Here is a 16,719-nt window from a genome sequence, read left to right as displayed (position 1 = left end):
GAATCAGCGCACCTCGATCATCGGGCGCCCGCCCCGGGCCTCGCGCAACTCGCCGATGGCCGTTAATTCCAGCCCCAGCTCAGCCGCCTGTGCCAGCACCTGGGCTTCGGCTTCCGGCGTCACCGCCAGCAGCAGACCGCCAGAAGTCTGGGGATCGCACAGCAAATCGCGCCACGCCTGCGGCATTTCGCCCATCAGGTGGCCGTAGCTGGCAAAGTTACGGGCTGTGCCGCCAGGCACGCAGCCCTGGTCGATATAGGCCTCGACGCCGGGCAGTTTCGGTATCCGGTCGAACCAGACTTCGGCCTGAACGCCTGCGCCCTGGCACATTTCGCTCAGGTGTCCCAACAGACCAAAACCGGTGACGTCGGTCATCGCCTTCACGCCGTCGAGCTGCGCCAGCACCGCGCCCGGCTTATTCATCCGGCACATCACTTCGGTAGCCAGTCCCTGGTGTTCCGGCAGCAGACGCGATTTTTTCTCGGCCGTGGTCAGAACGCCAATGCCCAGCGGCTTGGTAAGATAGAGTTTGCAGCCCGCTTGCGCCGTACTGTTTTTCTTGATCCGTTCGGTGGGCACCACGCCGGTCACCGCCAGACCGAAAATCGGCTCAGGGGCGTCGATGGAATGGCCGCCCGCCAGGGCGATTTCCGCCTGACGGCAGGCTTCACGCCCCCCTTCGGTAACCTGACGGGCAATTTCCGGGGCCAGTTTATCCAGCGGCCAGCCCAGGATAGCTATGGCCATAATCGGCTTACCGCCCATCGCGTAGATATCGCTGATGGCGTTAGTGGCGGCAATGCGGCCAAAGTCGAAGGGATCGTCGACAATCGGCATAAAAAAGTCGGTGGTACTGATAATGCTGGTGCCGTTACCCAGATCGTAAACGGCCGCATCATCGCGAGTCTCATTGCCCACCAGCAGGTTCGGGTCGATAAACTTCGCCTGTTCGCTGTGCAGGATGGTTTCCAGCACCTTCGGGGATATTTTGCAGCCGCAACCAGCTCCGTGGCTATATTGCGTCAAACGAATAGCTTGCTCACTCATGGACCTCTCCTGTCATTGGCAATGGCCCATATGGTAGCGCCAGAATGCGGGAGTGGTAAGAGTGGCCATCCGAATTGCGCTGCTTTTGCTCACAATCCGGACAGCTGAGGGGAAGTTTCAGAATCGTTGCACGAATGGCGTGATGTCCGGCACGCTGATGGAGGTGGCGGCTTTGAGCTGGGGCGTGCCCAGATAGAGGAAGCCGACAATCTGATCCTGCTCGCGACACTGGAAGGCGGCGCGAACGGCCTGGTCGCCGGTCCAGGGACCGCTGCGCCAGATGCCGTTAAAGCCCTGGGCCTGGGCCGCCATCTGCATCGCCATCACCGCGCAACCCGCAGAACAGAGCTGCTCCCAGTGCGGTACCTTCGGATGATCGCTGCAGTGGGCCACCACGGCGATAATCAGCGGCGCGCGAAACGGCGAGGCGCGCGACTTTTCAATCGCCTTTTCGTCCAGCCCTTTGGCCTTCGCCGCCTCTTCCAGCAACAGGCTGAAGCGCGCGCGGCCTTCCCCTTCAATCAGGAAAAAACGCCAGGGTTGCAGACCGCCGTGATCCGGCGCCCGCATTCCGGCCTGCAGAATATTCTGCAACGCCTCGCCTTCCGGTGCAGGCTCCGCCAGGCGGGAAGCGCTGCGTCGGTTGATTAACAGCTCTAATGCATCCATTTATTAACTCCAGTAACGATGCCTGCTCAAGAAATTAACACAGCATGGCAGATTGTTACAGTACAGTGCCGATTCCTGCTGACAATCCGGCCCCGGATATTTAGGATAAACAGCATACTGGCTGCCACCGGATCGCTGGCAGTGATATCTATCTGGTTATGGAGAAGACATGCACACCCTTTGGCGAATCTTTGCCGGCTTTTTTAAATGGAGCTGGCGTCTGCTGAATTTCATCAGGGAACTGGTACTTAACCTGTTCTTTATCTTCCTGGTTCTGGTTGGGGTAGGCATCTGGATGCAGTTCAGCAGCCTGACATCCGACACTAACCGCCCGGCCGAACGTGGCGCGCTGCTGCTGGATATCACCGGCGTCGTGGTCGATAAGCCTTCGGTCAACAATAAGCTGGGTATGCTGAGCCGCCAGCTGTTTGGCGCCAGCTCCGATCGGTTACAGGAAAACTCGCTGTTCGATATTGTCGATGCCATTCGCCAGGCGAAAGGTGACGCCAATATCACCGGCATCGTGCTCGATCTGAAAAACTTTGCCGGCGCCGACCAGCCTTCAATGCGCTATATCGGCAAGGCATTACAGGAGTTCCGCGCCAGCGGTAAGCCGGTTTATGCCCGGGGCGCCAGCTACAGCCAGGGACAGTACCTGCTGGCGAGCTTCGCCAACAAGATCTGGCTCTCTCCGCAGGGCGTGGTGGATATGCACGGCTTTGCCACCAACGGCATGTACTATAAATCACTGCTGGAGAAGCTTAAGGTCAACACCCACGTGTTCCGTGTAGGAACCTACAAATCTGCGGTAGAGCCGTTTATCCGCGATGATATGTCCGATGCCGCCCGCGAAGCCGACGGCCGCTGGATTGGCGAGCTGTGGGGCAACTATCTCGACACCATCGCCGCTAACCGTAAGATCCCGGCCAGCCAGGTCTTCCCCGGCGCCCAGGGTCTGCTGACGCAACTTACCGCGCTCAAAGGCGATACCGCGCAGTATGCCCTGAAGAACAAGCTGGTAGATGAACTGGCAACCTCAGACGTGGTTGACCAGGCGCTGGGCAAGCAGTTCGGCTGGGACAACAAGCAGAAAACCTATAAAGCCACCAGCATCTACGATTACAGCGTGAAGCCCGCCCCGCAGCAAGGCGGCGCCATCGCAGTCATTCTGGCGAGCGGCGCCATTATGGACGGTGAAGATTCTGCCGGTAATATGGGCGGCGATACCACTGCGGCGCGCATTCGCGAAGCCCGACTCGACCCCAACGTGAAAGCGATTGTGCTGCGGGTCAATAGCCCCGGCGGTAGCGTCAGCGCCTCTGAGGTGATTCGTGAAGAGCTGGCCGCGGCCAAAGCTCAGGGCAAACCGATCGTGGTTTCAATGGGCGGAATGGCGGCCTCGGGTGGTTACTGGATCTCGACGCCAGCGAACTACATCGTGGCTTCCCCCTCCACGCTCACCGGCTCTATCGGTATCTTTGGGGTTATCACTACCCTGGAAGAGAGCCTGAAGAGCGTGGGTGTGAATACTGATGGCGTGGCAACCTCGCCGCTGGCGGATGTCTCCAGCACCAAAGCGCTGCCGCCGGAAGTACAGCAGATGATGCAACTGAGCATCGAGAGCGGCTATCAGCGCTTTATTAATCTGGTGGCGAAGTCGCGCAACAAGACGCCGGAGCAGATTGATCAGATTGCTCAGGGCCACGTCTGGACCGGCCAGGACGCCAAAAAGAACGGCCTGGTAGACAGCCTTGGCGACTTCGATGACGCCGTGAATAAAGCAGCCGAACTGGCGAAGCTGAAGCAGTGGCACCTGAAGTTCCAGCTGGATGAGCCGGGTCTGTTCGACCAGTTGCTGAATCAGATGGGCGCCTCGGTCCAGGCCTCGTTACCTGACGCGCTACAGGCTTATCTGCCAGCACCGCTGGCGCAGGCCACCAGCGAATTGAAGGCTCAGGGCGACAAATGGCAGTCGCTCAACGATCCTCAGAACCGCTACGCGTTATGCCTCACCTGTGGTGATGTGAAGTAACACCTCCCCCAACAGCCCGGCGCCTGCCGGGCTGTTTTTTTCCCGGATCCCTGGCTATATTGCGGCTGTTTATTTCAGCCCAGAGTCCTCTGATGCAAAAGAAATCGATTTATGTCGCTTACACCGGCGGTACCATTGGTATGCAACGCTCCGAGCAGGGGTATATCCCGGTTTCCGGCCACCTGCAGCGTCAGCTGGCGCTGATGCCGGAATTTCATCGCCCGGAGATGCCGGACTTTACCATCCACGAATACCAGCCGCTGATGGACTCTTCGGATATGACGCCGGAAGACTGGCAGCATATCGCCGATGATATTAAGGCCCACTACGACGACTATGACGGCTTTGTGATCCTGCATGGTACCGACACCATGGCCTTTACCGCTTCGGCGCTCTCCTTCATGCTGGAGAATCTGGGTAAACCGGTGATTGTGACAGGGTCACAAATCCCGCTGGCGGAATTGCGTTCAGACGGACAGACCAACCTGCTGAATGCGCTTTATGTGGCGGCCAACTACCCGGTTAATGAGGTCTCGCTATTTTTTAATAACCGCCTGTACCGCGGCAACCGCACCACCAAGGCCCATGCCGACGGCTTCGATGCCTTCGCCTCCCCCAACCTGGCGCCGCTGCTGGAGGCCGGTATCCATATCCGGCGTCTGAATACTCCGGCGGCCCCCACTGGTCACGGCGAACTGATCGTTCACACCATTACGCCGCAGCCGATTGGGGTAGTGACCATCTACCCGGGCATTTCTGCAGATGTGGTAAGTAACTTTCTGCGTCAGCCGGTGCGGGCGCTGATACTGCGCTCTTACGGCGTGGGCAATGCGCCCCAGCATGCCGACTTTCTGGCGGAACTGCGGGCAGCCAGCGAGCGCGGTATCGTGGTGGTTAACCTGACCCAGTGCATGTCGGGGCGCGTCAATATGGGCGGCTATGCCACCGGTAACGCCCTCGCCCATGCCGGCGTGGTCGGCGGCGCCGATATGACGGTAGAGGCGACCCTGACCAAGCTACACTGGCTGTTAAGTCAGGGACTGGAAGCCCCCGCCATTCGCGCGGCGATGGCGCAAAACCTGCGCGGTGAACTAACCCCGGACCACGAAGGAGCAATCTGATGACCCAAAGCGCACTGTTACTGATCGACCTTCAGAATGATTTCTGCGCCGATGGCGCCCTTGCGGTACCGGACGGCGATAGCGTGATTGCCGTCGCCAACCGGCTGATTGATGCCTGCAAGACCAGGGGGATCGCAGTGTTGGCCAGCCAGGACTGGCACCCGGCGAATCACGGCAGCTTTGCCAGCCAGCAGGGAGAGCCGCCTTACACTCAGGGTGAACTGGCGGGCCTGCCCCAGACCTGGTGGCCGGATCACTGCGTGCAGAACAGTCCGGGCGCAGCGCTGCATCCGGAGCTCCATCAGCAGGCCATCGATGCGCTGTTTTATAAGGGGGAAGATCCGCTGGTAGACAGCTACAGCGCCTTCTTCGACAACGGCCAGCGTCGCCAGACCGAACTGGACGGCTGGCTGCGTCATCATGAAGTCACCGAACTGATTGTAATGGGGCTGGCGACCGACTACTGCGTGAAATTCACGGTAATGGACGCTCTGAAGCTGGGCTACCGCGTCACCCTGGTCACCGACGGCTGCCGCGGCGTGAATCTTTCCCCCCAGGACAGCGAGCGGGCACTGGCGGAAATGGCGGCGGCAGGCGCCACTCTTAGCGCCGAAGCTGAAGCGCTTCAGTAAGTGCATGACGGCCCGGGAAATCCCGGGCCATCGGTTACTGCTGCTCCGGCTTCAATGTAACGAAAGGCGCCGGTTCAATACCGAACTCCTGCTTCAGCTGCTGCTTGCTCTTCATCACGATCTGACCGTCGGTGCCCAGCGACATATGCTCGGGCTGATGGTTATTGCGCGACTGCCACAGCATCACCAGCTGTAAGGTGTTCTCTTTCTGCTCCGGCGTCAGCGCCACGCCATCGGGCCATTTCCCCAGCTCTACCGCCGTAACAAGACGCTGGTACACTTCCGGCGTCATAGCGGCAAGAATCTGCTCTATCTCCATACTCATAGTTATTACACTCCCTGGGAAGGTAGCTGAATCGATTTATCAACCTTTGGTGCGTTCATCGCTGCTGCCATCGCTAAAGCTCAGGGAAGCAGAGTTAACGCAGTAGCGTTCACCGGTGGGCTGCGGACCGTCCGGAAATACGTGCCCCAGATGGGCATTGCAGTTACCGCAGCGGATCTCAATACGCTCCATACCGTGGGTGAAATCCTTCAGATAGTGGATGGCGTCTTCGCTGACCGGCTGGTAAAAGCTGGGCCAGCCGCAGCCGGAATCGTACTTGGTACCGGCATTAAACAGCGGCGCATCGCAGACCAGACAGTGGTAGATGCCGTCGCTCTTGTTATGCAGCAAACGCCCGCTAAATGGCGGCTCAGTGCCCTGTTGCTGGGTCACGTAGTACTGCATTTCAGTCAGGGATTGTTTCAGTTCTTCAGTCGATTTTGAGTTAGCCATAAACAGCGCTCTCTGTGTGCGTATCGGGGGAGTTCCTCAGTTCAGATTCTAACAAAACATTAACAGCGAGGATGCCGGTTTTGTTCTAAACTCAGCCCATAATAGCGGATGCCCCCTCATTTGTGATCAAATTCACACTTTTGTATCCAGGGCGCTTTAAAATCTGCCGCATCACCCCCATATGGGTGGCAGCAGAATGGAAACGTGGAGGCAAATCTGCCCCTCAGCGGTTTGATTTGTCGCAATGATTGACACGATTCCGCTTGACGCTGCGTAAGGTTTTTGTAATTTTACAACCAACCTTTTATTCACTAACAAATAGCTGGTGGAATATATGACTATCAAAGTAGGTATCAACGGTTTTGGCCGCATTGGCCGCATTGTTTTCCGTGCTGCTCAGGAACGTTCTGACATCGAGATCGTGGCTATCAACGATCTGCTGGACGCGGAATACATGGCTTACATGCTGAAGTATGACTCCACTCACGGCCGTTTCAACGGTACCGTAGAAGTGAAGGACGGCCATCTGGTTGTTAACGGTAAAACCATCCGTGTTACCGCTGAAAGAGACCCGGCTAACCTGAAGTGGAACGAAGTTGGCGTTGACGTTGTTGCTGAAGCAACCGGTATCTTCCTGACCGACGAAACTGCACGTAAGCACATCACCGCTGGCGCGAAAAAAGTGGTTCTGACTGGTCCGTCTAAAGATAACACCCCGATGTTCGTTCGCGGTGCCAACTTTGAAACCTACGCTGGCCAGGATATCGTTTCCAACGCTTCCTGCACCACCAACTGCCTGGCGCCGCTGGCTAAAGTCATCAACGACAACTTCGGTATCGTTGAAGGCCTGATGACCACCGTTCACGCCACCACCGCTACCCAGAAAACCGTTGACGGCCCGTCTCACAAAGACTGGCGCGGCGGCCGTGGCGCGGCTCAGAACATCATCCCGTCCTCTACCGGTGCTGCTAAAGCGGTCGGTAAAGTACTGCCGGAACTGAACGGCAAACTGACCGGTATGGCGTTCCGCGTTCCGACTCCGAACGTATCCGTTGTTGACCTGACCGTTCGTCTGGAAAAAGCCGCTTCTTACGAAGACATCAAGAAAGCGATCAAAGCCGCTTCTGAAGGTCCGATGAAAGGCGTTCTGGGCTACACCGAAGATGACGTGGTTTCCACCGACTTCAACGGCGAAGTTTGCACTTCCGTGTTCGATGCCAAAGCCGGTATCGCCCTGAACGACAACTTCGTGAAACTGGTTTCCTGGTACGACAACGAAACTGGCTACTCCAACAAGGTACTGGACCTGATCGCTCACATCTCTAAATAAGGTGTGTTGAATCAGCGTTCTGCAAAAGGCCCCCCACGGGGCCTTTTTTATTGGATCAGACAAGGAGATACCTATGAGTGCCGATATCTATACGCTGTCCGTCGTTAATCAGATAAGCGATGCTGTCTCCCGCCGTAAGCTGGACGAACTGGACCTGATTGTGGTGGATCACCCCAGGGCGCGCGCCGCCTTTGCGCTGCAGGGCGCTCACCTGCTCTCCTGGCAGCCCGCCGGAGAAGAAGAAGTCATCTGGCTGAGCAGCAATACCCCGTTTACCACCGGTAGCGCGCTGCGCGGCGGCGTACCTGTCTGCTGGCCCTGGTTTGGCCCGTCGGCGCAGCCGGGATTCCCGTCCCACGGTTTTGCCCGCAACCTGCCGTGGCAGCTTAAAGAGCACCAGCAGGATACCGATGGCGTTAATCTCACCTTCGAACTGCTGAGTAGCGACGAAACCCGCCGCTTCTGGCCCCACGACTTCCAGTTGCTGGCGCACTTCCGGCTGGGCGCCGAATGTGAAATGGCGCTGGAAGCGCACGGCGATTTCGAGACCACCGCGGCGCTGCACAGCTACTTCCGGGTGGGCGATATCGCACAGGTGCGCGTTGCCGGTCTGGGCGAGAGCTATCTCGATAAGGTGAATAACGGCGAGGAAGGCCGGCTTTCCGACGGCGTACAGACCTTTCCGGACCGGACCGATCGGGTCTATCTGGCACCGGAAGCCAGCAGTCTGATTGAAGATGGTAAACTGGGCCGCGCCATTGAGGTGGCACACCGTTACAACAGTAACGTCGTTGGCTGGAATCCGGGCCCCGCCCTTTCCGTTAGCATGGCCGATATGCCGGATGACGGATACCGGACCATGGTTTGCATCGAAACCGCGGCCGTTACCGTACCTCAGCGCGCGCGCCCCGGTCAGCCTTCGCGTCTGGCCTGCACCCTGAAAGTGCTGAAAGGTTAAAGTCCCTGTTCGGGCGCCGCCACGCGGCAGCGCCCGGTATCATCGTCAGACAATATCCAGCGGCGTCTTGCACGTCGGGGCCGGGAAAGCCTTATCAAGGCGCTCGAGCAGCGTATCGCTCAGAGAGATCTCCAGCGCGGCGGCATTATCCCGCACATGAGCCAGGGTCGCGCTTTTGGGGATGGCAATCACCCCGGGACGACGAATCACCCATGCCAGCAGCAGCTGCGCCACGCTAATACCCAGCGACTGAGCCTCTTCCACCAGCAGCGGATGCTGCATCAGCCCCCGACGCTGTCTTCCTGCCTGGGCCAGCGGGCAGTAGGCCATCACCGGAATCTCCCTTTCCTGACACCAGGGCAGGAGATCCGTTTCGATACCGCGCGATGCCAGATGATACAGCACCTGATCGGTCGCGCAGGCTTCCCCACCCGCCAGGGTCCACAGCTCGTGCATCTCATCGATATCCAGATTAGAGACGCCCCAGTGGCCAATCTTGCCCTGACGCTGAAGCCCGGTCATCAATTCCAGCGTCTGTTCCAGCGGGATATCGCCAGACCAGTGCAGCAAATAAAGGTCGATATAGTCGGTGCCTAACCGCTTCAGACTGGCTTCACAGGCCGCCATACCGCGTGCGCCGCCGGCATTCCACGGATAAACCTTCGATACCACAAATACCCGATCGCGTCGCCCGCGAATGGCTTCTCCCACCACCTGTTCCGCTCCGCCCTCGGCGTACATCTCGGCGGTATCGATAAGCCGCAGGCCAAGGTCGATACCCGCCTGTAACGCGGCCACTTCCTGGCGCCGCTGGCCGGGGTCTTCCCCCATATACCAGGTTCCCTGTCCCAGGGCTGGCAGCGTTTGTCCGGCCAGATTGATGCTTTTACCCATATCATGCCTCCCTATCGCAGATAAGCGAACGGGGTGCCTGAGCACCCCGCGAGACTGATGACAAACCAGGGCCGAATATATTCGGCCCTGAATCACCAGGAAAATAAACACGGAAAATCAATCCATTGATTTTCAGCCGATTGCCACAAAGAGGGAAAAACCACGTTTTTTCCCTCTTTGTCATCAACCTGACGGGGTGCCTGAGCACCCAGCTATTGACCCTGATGCCGCTTTAATTAACCTCAGAAGCGGTAGTTAACGCCGGTGAGCAGCATACCCATCCAGCTGCGATCCACCATCGGGCTGTCTTTCACTTCATCGCCAAAGCGAATATAGCGGCCCATTCCGTAGATGCTCCAGTTATCGGTCAGGTTATAGTTGACCGACAGCTCCACGTACGGGTTCCAGTCGCTATCCGCGTTGTAGTGACGAATGCCGCTACGCGACGACTCGCTGCGACGTACGCCATAGTAATACTGGTTCTGATTTTCACTGTTCCAGGTAGCGCCGATACCCGGGGTGATGGTCAGACGGCCATTAGTATAGCGGTACAGCCACGCCAGATCCCAGGTCACGCCGTTGCTTTCACCCAGTACATCGCCACCCAGCCAGGTACGCAGGTAGCCGTACTGAGTGTAGTGGGCATAATTCAGCCCGGCCATCATCGTGGACTTACGATAGTCCAGACGACGCATTTGATGATCGCCGCTATCCTTGGGGCGGAAATGCAGCGGTGAATACCATGCGGCGATCGACAGCTTATCGGTCTTATCATTCCACAGGTAGTAGCCGCCGTTAAAGCCGCGCAGATAGAAGTTTTTGCCTTCATACCCCACCATCGGCGCCGGACGGGTCTCGGTATTGGTGCCTTTATAAGGGCTGTTCTGAATATAAGCCGCCGCCCCCAGCGACCAGATCCCCTCGTCGGCGAACGCGGTGTTAGCGGTAGCCGCCGCCAGGACTGCCACTGCAAGAAGTTTGAATTTGGTCACAGTATTTTAATCCTTTCATCTTGTGTTCCCGCGGGAAGTGTACCTGCACGTTGGGCCGAACCAAAACATTTTCACAACCCCCATCGCACAATAAGAAAACATCACAGCATCACCTGGTTAGATGACATTGCGCTGACAGCGGGATGAAGGTGATGCGAATAGCGCATCGGGCTTTCAGACGTCAATAAAGCGATATCAGATGAGTTATTGATATGTCGTTGAAATTTACTCAGGTCCCAATGCAAGTTTCCCAAATGCATCTACGCTTAAATTTTAGAAGGTGGATAACCCTGAAACGCAGTAGCACAGTTACCGGACTGATGAGATCGCCGGTATCGGGGTTGCAGTTATCAGATTACGTCTTCCGGAGCCTCCATTATTCATACCAACGGCTCTTATCACCTGTGCTAAAAAACGAAAGGACGGCATGCCATGAATATATTCGATCACTATCGCCAGCGCTATGAAGCTGCCAAGGACGAAGAGTTCACACTGCAGGAGTTTCTTACCACTTGCCGGCAAGATCGCAGTGCCTATGCCAACGCGGCGGAGCGGCTATTGATGGCTATCGGTGAGCCTGAAATGGTCGATACCGCCCAGGATCCACGGCTGTCCCGTCTCTTTTCGAATCGGGTGGTTGCACGCTACCCGGCTTTTGAAGAGTTTTACGGCATGGAGGAGGCTATCGAGCAGATTGTCTCTTATCTGAAACACGCCGCCCAGGGACTAGAGGAGAAGAAACAGATCCTCTATCTGCTGGGGCCGGTCGGCGGTGGTAAATCCTCCCTTGCCGAACGCCTGAAAGCATTAATGCAGAAGGTGCCCATCTATGTGTTAAGCGCCAACGGCGAACGCAGCCCGGTGAATGACCACCCGCTGTGCCTGTTTAATCCCCAGGAGGATGCCCAGATTCTGGAGAAAGAGTATGGCATCCCCAACCGCTATCTCGGCACCATTATGTCGCCCTGGGCCGCCAAGCGGCTGCGCGAATTCGGCGGCGATATCACTAAATTCCGGGTGGTGAAGGTCTGGCCGTCGATTCTGGAACAGCTGGCGATTGCCAAAACCGAACCCGGCGATGAGAACAATCAGGATATTTCAGCGCTGGTGGGTAAGGTGGATATCCGCAAGCTGGAAGATCACGCTCAAAACGATCCGGATGCCTATGGCTACTCCGGCGCCCTGTGCCGCGCCAACCAGGGGATTATGGAGTTCGTGGAGATGTTTAAAGCGCCCATTAAGGTGCTGCATCCGCTGCTGACGGCCACCCAGGAGGGGAATTACAACGGCACCGAAGGGATCTCCGCCCTGCCCTTTAGCGGCATCATCCTTGCCCACTCCAACGAATCGGAATGGGTACAGTTCCGTAATAACAAAAACAATGAGGCCTTCCTCGATCGCGTTTATATCGTGAAGGTGCCTTATTGCCTGCGAATCTCCGAAGAGATCCGCATCTACGAAAAACTGCTTAACCACAGTGAGCTGACCCACGCGCCCTGCGCCCCCGGAACCCTGGAAACGCTGTCGCGCTTTTCGGTACTGTCACGCCTTAAAGAGCCGGAAAACTCCAGCATCTATTCGAAAATGCGGGTCTATGACGGCGAAAGCCTGAAGGATACCGACCCGAAAGCGAAGTCCTACCAGGAGTATCGCGACTATTCCGGCGTCGACGAAGGCATGAACGGTCTTTCCACCCGCTTCGCGTTTAAGATCCTCTCCCGGGTCTTCAACTTCGATCACGCCGAAGTGGCGGCTAACCCGGTGCATCTGTTCTTCGTGCTGGAACAGCAAATCGAGCGCGAGCAGTTCCCTCAGGAGCAGGCAGAGCGCTATCTGGAACATCTGAAGGGCTATCTGATCCCCAAATATGCCGAGTTTATCGGCAAAGAGATTCAGACCGCCTATCTGGAATCCTATTCGGAGTACGGTCAGAACATCTTCGATCGCTACGTGACCTACGCCGACTTCTGGATTCAGGATCAGGAGTATCGCGATCCGGACACCGGCCAGCTGTTTGACCGCGAAGCGCTGAACGCCGAGCTGGAGAAAATCGAAAAACCGGCGGGGATCAGCAACCCCAAAGACTTCCGTAATGAGATAGTCAACTTCGTGCTGCGCGCCAGAGCCAACAACAATGGCCGCAACCCTAACTGGACCAGCTATGAGAAGCTGCGCACGGTTATAGAGAAGAAGATGTTCTCCAATACCGAAGAGCTGTTGCCGGTCATTTCGTTTAACGCCAAAACCTCGACCGACGAGCAGAAGAAACACGATGACTTTGTCGATCGCATGATGGAAAAGGGCTACACCCGCAAGCAGGTGCGTTTGCTGTGCGAATGGTATCTGCGAGTACGTAAGTCCTCTTAACGGCCTGCCGGTCGCGGTGTGATGCCGCGGCCTTTACCTGTTTTATGACAGACGAAGTCAGGGGGACCTATGACCTGGTTTATTGACCGACGCCTGAACGGTAAAAACAAGAGCATGGTAAACCGCCAGCGCTTCCTGCGTCGCTATAAGTCGCAAATCAAGCAGTCGATCTCCGAGGCCATCAATAAGCGTTCGGTCACGGATGTGGAGAGCGGCGAGTCGGTATCCATTCCGACAGACGATATCAACGAACCGATGTTTCATCAGGGGCGCGGCGGTCAGCGTCAGCGCGTCCATCCCGGTAATGACCACTTTGTGCAGAAAGATCGCATCGAACGCCCCCAGGGCGGCGCCGGCGGTTCCGGTAGCGGCCAGGGCCAGGCCAGCCCCGAAGGCGAAGGTCAGGACGAATTTGTCTTTCAGATCTCCAAAGACGAATACCTGGATCTGCTGTTCGAGGATCTGGCGCTGCCCAATCTGAAGAAGAATCAGCAACGCCAGCTAAATGAGTTTAAAACTCACCGCGCCGGATACACCGCCAACGGCGTACCGGCCAATATCAGCGTGGTGCGTTCGCTCCAGAACTCGCTGGCGCGCCGTACCGCCATGAACGCCGGTAAGCGCCGCCAGCTACGGGAACTGGAAGCCAGCCTGGAACAGGTGCAGCGCAGCGAACCGGCCATGCTGCTGGAAGAAGAGCGCCTGAAGCGTGAAATCGAAGCGCTGCGCGAACGCATTGCCAGGGTGCCCTTTATCGACACCTTCGATCTGCGCTACCGCAATTACGAGAAGCGCCCTGAGCCTTCCAGCCAGGCAGTGATGTTCTGCCTGATGGACGTCTCCGGATCGATGGATCAGGCCACCAAGGATATGGCCAAGCGTTTTTACATCCTGCTCTATCTGTTCCTGAGCCGGACCTATAAAAACGTGGAGGTGGTCTATATTCGCCACCATACCCAGGCTAAAGAGGTGGACGAGCACGAATTCTTCTATTCCCAGGAGACCGGCGGCACCATTGTCTCCAGCGCCCTGAAGCTAATGGATGAGGTCGTGAAGGCGCGCTATGACCCGGCCCAATGGAATATCTACGCCGCTCAGGCTTCGGATGGCGATAACTGGGCCGACGACTCCCCGCTGTGTCACGAACTGCTGGCGAAAAAGATTCTGCCGGTGGTGCGTTATTACAGCTACATCGAAATAACCAGGCGCGCCCATCAGACCCTGTGGCGCGAATATGAGCACCTGCAAACGATGTTTGATAACTTCGCCATGCAGCACATCCGCGACCAGGAGGATATCTACCCGGTGTTCCGTGAACTGTTTCATAAGCAGAGCAGCGAAAGTCACAGTTGATATCAAAAAACAGCCAGCAGAGCGCCTCCTGCTGGCTTTCTTTACCCGTTTGATTCCATCTCCAGACGCCATACCGGAAAACTGAGCGATTTCGCAATGTGGTCAGATCCGCCCCTTGACGAGGTCTGTCGCGAAAGGCACTCTTTCCCCTTAATTCATTCCCTTAGCGACTCCGGAGACCTTCACAATGCGCAAAACCACCCTTATTCTGATCCTCGTCGCCATCGTGGCCTGGGTGGGGAGCTATCTGGGCTGGTGGTAACCGTCATTTTAAGGAGAACGCCATGACCGTAGCCCCCCCGCTTAACGATATTCATCAGCGCCTGGTCGCATTGCTCACTACAGAAGCGGCAGACTTTCGGGTCATGTCCCACGAAGCGGTCGGCAAATGCGAGGCGGTCTCTGAACTGCGCGGCACCGCGCTGGGCCAGGGCGCCAAAGCGCTGGTCTGTAAGGTAAAAGGCAACGGATTAAATCAGCACGTACTGGCGGTACTGGCCGCAGACCAGCAGGCGGATCTCGCCATTCTGGCGCAGCGCATCGGTGGTCTGCGCGCCTCGCTGGCAAGCCCGGTGGAAGTCGAACAGCTCACCGCCTGCGTGTTTGGCGCCATCCCGCCCTTCAGTTTTCACCCGGCCCTGAAGCTGGTGGCCGATCCGCTGCTTTTTGAACGTTTTGACGAGATCGCCTTTAACGCCGGACGGCTCGATCGCTCCATGGTGCTCAATAGCGCGGATTATCTGCGTATTGCCAGGCCGGAACTGGTCGAGTTCCGTCGTATAGCCCCATGATTCGGGCAGTTGCCCAACGCAAAATTCTCCCCTGACGGCCATGAGCCATGTAGAGTAATGGTTTTGTAACTTTTATTCCGGCAGGGGAAGGACCGTCCCGATGTTTGATAGTACGCTTATTATCCTGGTGGCGCTGGCCGCACTGGGCCTGGTTAGCCACAACACCACCGTGACCATCTCCATTCTGGTGCTGATTGCGATTAAGATAACGCCCCTTAACCACTACTTCCCCTGGATTGAAAAACAGGGACTCACGCTGGGGATTATTATCCTGACTATCGGCGTGATGGCGCCAATCGCCAGCGGCTCGCTCCCCTCATCCACCCTGATCCACTCCTTTATGAACTGGAAGTCGCTGCTGGCGGTAGCGGTTGGCGTTTTTGTCTCCTGGCTGGGCGGGCGCGGCGTCAGCCTGATGAGCAGCCAGCCAACGCTGGTAGGCGGACTGCTGGTAGGCACCGTCCTGGGTGTGGCGCTGTTCCGCGGCGTGCCGGTGGGCCCGCTAATTGCCGCCGGATTGATTTCGCTGGTGGTGGGTAAGCAATAGGGTTTGCAGAAGTTTTACAGTGATTTTTCCATATTTTACTGTTTAAATTTCCATCAAAATTGTACATGTACACTAAACAGTGTACATGGATAATTTATCTGAATTATTACTATTTAAGTCAATGAGATATGTGACATGAAGCGAAGTTCACGTCATACCCATCATGCCACCGCCTCTATCCCAGTCTCAGCGCCTCTTCTCACACTGAAGGTATCCCCTTACCTGGCAACAAAATCGTCACTACGGCCACAACAGGCGCGACACCATGACCGTTTCTCGCTTCGCTCGGTCCTGCGCTACCCGACTGCGCGACGTGCCACATTTATTATTGTCAAGTGCCTCTCATATTTCGTATTTTTCAGATTTTTATATCTCCGTCAGGTATCCACATGTTTATTATGGTGTTGTACAATTTGTGAACTTAAAACTATACAAATTGAATGGTTATAATGGCTCTACATGGAAAGTTGCTCTTGAATGGTGCTGACTATGCGCCATTCAACCTTTATGGTGTTGGTGTGTTTATGGCCTTCTCGGGTAACGGTATCTACCGTAATAAAGGGGCATGTGGCGCAGTTAAGGGTAGTGGTCCCATACCGCCTGGTAAATACTGGATTGTTGACAGAGGTTCTGGTGGTTTCATTTCTGGGATTAAAGCAAGTATCGAGGATACATGGAATAAATACAGGCATGGCGCAGCATTCGGTAGGGATGAGTGGTTTGCCCTATACAAGGATGATCTTGGTATTGATGACGGCACATGGATAAAAAATGTTCATCGAGGCTTATTCCGGCTTCATCCTGGTACAATTTCAGAAGGTTGTATCACCATCCCCCATAACTCAGATTACGCAATTATTCGTAATGCCTTGATAAACACACAGCTTATACCAGTACCTTGCATGCGTTCTCTGATGGCCCGTGGCTGGGTGGAGGTGGTAGCCAGTGGCTCAAGTACTTGTCCATAAGCTGACTGTCTGGGGTGTTAGGTTATTTAAAGTAGCCTACTTCCTGCTCATTGGAGCAGCCATAGGCCGTAGCCTTGGTCCTCCGGATGTTTATATAAACTACACTCTGGCAGATAAAGTGTGTGGTTTCCTGTTCGATGATATAAATGCAGAAACGATTTACGACACATATTTCTATATGGATGTCATTGTTGTATTGACACTCACCACAACAATCTACCTGTTAACTGTGAAGTTATT

16 protein-coding genes are annotated in these 16,719 nt (G+C 56.2%); 10 read left to right on the top strand and 6 right to left on the bottom strand.

Annotation, left to right across the window (positions count from 1 at the left end; all coding sequences use genetic code 11):
- Positions 1-3: 3 nt before the first annotated feature.
- Both selD and FEM41_RS15950 read right to left on the bottom strand, forming a co-directional pair.
- A complete protein-coding gene (selD, locus tag FEM41_RS15955; RefSeq protein ID WP_138097190.1) occupies positions 4-1,047 on the bottom strand; it encodes a selenide, water dikinase SelD in 1,044 nt (347 codons plus the stop codon).
- A 117-nt stretch (positions 1,048-1,164) separates the two neighbouring features.
- The gene (locus FEM41_RS15950; protein ID WP_138097189.1) at positions 1,165-1,716 is read right to left on the bottom strand and encodes an NAD(P)H nitroreductase; all 552 of its coding nucleotides are present in this window, start codon (positions 1,714-1,716) and stop codon (positions 1,165-1,167) included.
- A gap of 169 nt (positions 1,717-1,885) precedes the next feature.
- On the opposite strand from FEM41_RS15950, the gene sppA reads away from it, so the two are divergent.
- From sppA to pncA, 3 genes are all read left to right on the top strand, one after another.
- On the top strand, positions 1,886-3,748 hold the full coding sequence (sppA, locus tag FEM41_RS15945; protein WP_138097188.1) for a signal peptide peptidase SppA: 1,863 nt from the start codon (positions 1,886-1,888) through the stop codon (positions 3,746-3,748).
- Positions 3,749-3,840: 92 nt separating this feature from the next.
- Positions 3,841-4,869 (top strand): asparaginase, encoded by a 1,029-nt coding sequence (gene ansA, locus FEM41_RS15940; RefSeq protein ID WP_138097187.1) that lies wholly within the window; start codon positions 3,841-3,843, stop codon positions 4,867-4,869.
- Positions 4,869-5,501, top strand: coding sequence for a bifunctional nicotinamidase/pyrazinamidase (pncA, locus tag FEM41_RS15935; protein WP_138097186.1), 633 nt, complete (start codon positions 4,869-4,871; stop codon positions 5,499-5,501). The genes ansA and pncA overlap by 1 nt, the downstream gene beginning before the upstream one ends.
- A 34-nt stretch (positions 5,502-5,535) precedes the next feature.
- Here the strand turns inward: pncA and FEM41_RS15930 are convergent, their stop codons facing one another.
- Together FEM41_RS15930 and msrB are read right to left on the bottom strand one after the other, a co-directional pair.
- Positions 5,536-5,820 (bottom strand): YeaC family protein, encoded by a 285-nt coding sequence (locus FEM41_RS15930; protein WP_138099231.1) that lies wholly within the window; start codon positions 5,818-5,820, stop codon positions 5,536-5,538.
- 45 nt (positions 5,821-5,865) lie between these two features.
- Positions 5,866-6,279 (bottom strand): peptide-methionine (R)-S-oxide reductase MsrB, encoded by a 414-nt coding sequence (msrB, locus tag FEM41_RS15925; RefSeq protein ID WP_138097185.1) that lies wholly within the window; start codon positions 6,277-6,279, stop codon positions 5,866-5,868.
- Between the two features lie 334 nt (positions 6,280-6,613).
- Between msrB and gapA the strand changes: the two genes are divergently transcribed.
- The gene (gene gapA / locus FEM41_RS15920; protein ID WP_138097184.1) at positions 6,614-7,609 is read left to right on the top strand and encodes a glyceraldehyde-3-phosphate dehydrogenase; all 996 of its coding nucleotides are present in this window, start codon (positions 6,614-6,616) and stop codon (positions 7,607-7,609) included.
- A 73-nt stretch (positions 7,610-7,682) separates the two neighbouring features.
- A complete protein-coding gene (locus FEM41_RS15915; RefSeq protein WP_138097183.1) occupies positions 7,683-8,567 on the top strand; it encodes a D-hexose-6-phosphate mutarotase in 885 nt (294 codons plus the stop codon).
- Between the two features lie 45 nt (positions 8,568-8,612).
- Here FEM41_RS15915 and FEM41_RS15910 read toward each other — a convergent pair whose 3' ends face one another.
- The gene (locus FEM41_RS15910; RefSeq protein WP_138097182.1) at positions 8,613-9,461 is read right to left on the bottom strand and encodes an aldo/keto reductase; all 849 of its coding nucleotides are present in this window, start codon (positions 9,459-9,461) and stop codon (positions 8,613-8,615) included.
- 242 nt (positions 9,462-9,703) lie between these two features.
- On the bottom strand, positions 9,704-10,453 hold the full coding sequence (locus tag FEM41_RS15900; protein WP_138097180.1) for a MipA/OmpV family protein: 750 nt from the start codon (positions 10,451-10,453) through the stop codon (positions 9,704-9,706).
- A gap of 432 nt (positions 10,454-10,885) precedes the next feature.
- Here FEM41_RS15900 and yeaG point away from each other — a divergent pair, with 432 nt between their 5' ends.
- The 5 genes from yeaG (at position 10,886) to FEM41_RS15875 (ending at position 16,479) form a co-directional block, all read left to right on the top strand.
- The gene (yeaG, locus tag FEM41_RS15895; protein WP_138097179.1) at positions 10,886-12,820 is read left to right on the top strand and encodes a protein kinase YeaG; all 1,935 of its coding nucleotides are present in this window, start codon (positions 10,886-10,888) and stop codon (positions 12,818-12,820) included.
- A 69-nt stretch (positions 12,821-12,889) separates the two neighbouring features.
- Entirely contained in the window at positions 12,890-14,173 is a 1,284-nt protein-coding gene (locus FEM41_RS15890; RefSeq protein ID WP_138097178.1) for a YeaH/YhbH family protein, read from the top strand.
- A 284-nt stretch (positions 14,174-14,457) separates the two neighbouring features.
- Positions 14,458-14,964: a YbaK/prolyl-tRNA synthetase associated domain-containing protein gene (locus tag FEM41_RS15885; RefSeq protein WP_138097177.1), complete on the top strand. Its 507-nt coding sequence runs from the start codon at positions 14,458-14,460 to the stop codon at positions 14,962-14,964.
- Positions 14,965-15,064: 100 nt separating this feature from the next.
- The gene (locus tag FEM41_RS15880; protein ID WP_138097176.1) at positions 15,065-15,511 is read left to right on the top strand and encodes a DUF441 domain-containing protein; all 447 of its coding nucleotides are present in this window, start codon (positions 15,065-15,067) and stop codon (positions 15,509-15,511) included.
- 449 nt (positions 15,512-15,960) lie between these two features.
- Entirely contained in the window at positions 15,961-16,479 is a 519-nt protein-coding gene (locus FEM41_RS15875; RefSeq protein WP_138097175.1) for a DUF2778 domain-containing protein, read from the top strand.
- Positions 16,480-16,719 lie beyond the last annotated feature (240 nt).

The sequence above is a fragment of the Jejubacter calystegiae genome (genome assembly GCF_005671395.1).
Lineage (GTDB): Bacteria > Pseudomonadota > Gammaproteobacteria > Enterobacterales > Enterobacteriaceae > Jejubacter > Jejubacter calystegiae.
Note: the sequence above shows the minus strand (reverse complement) of the source record. Positions and strands in the feature narration are given on the sequence as shown.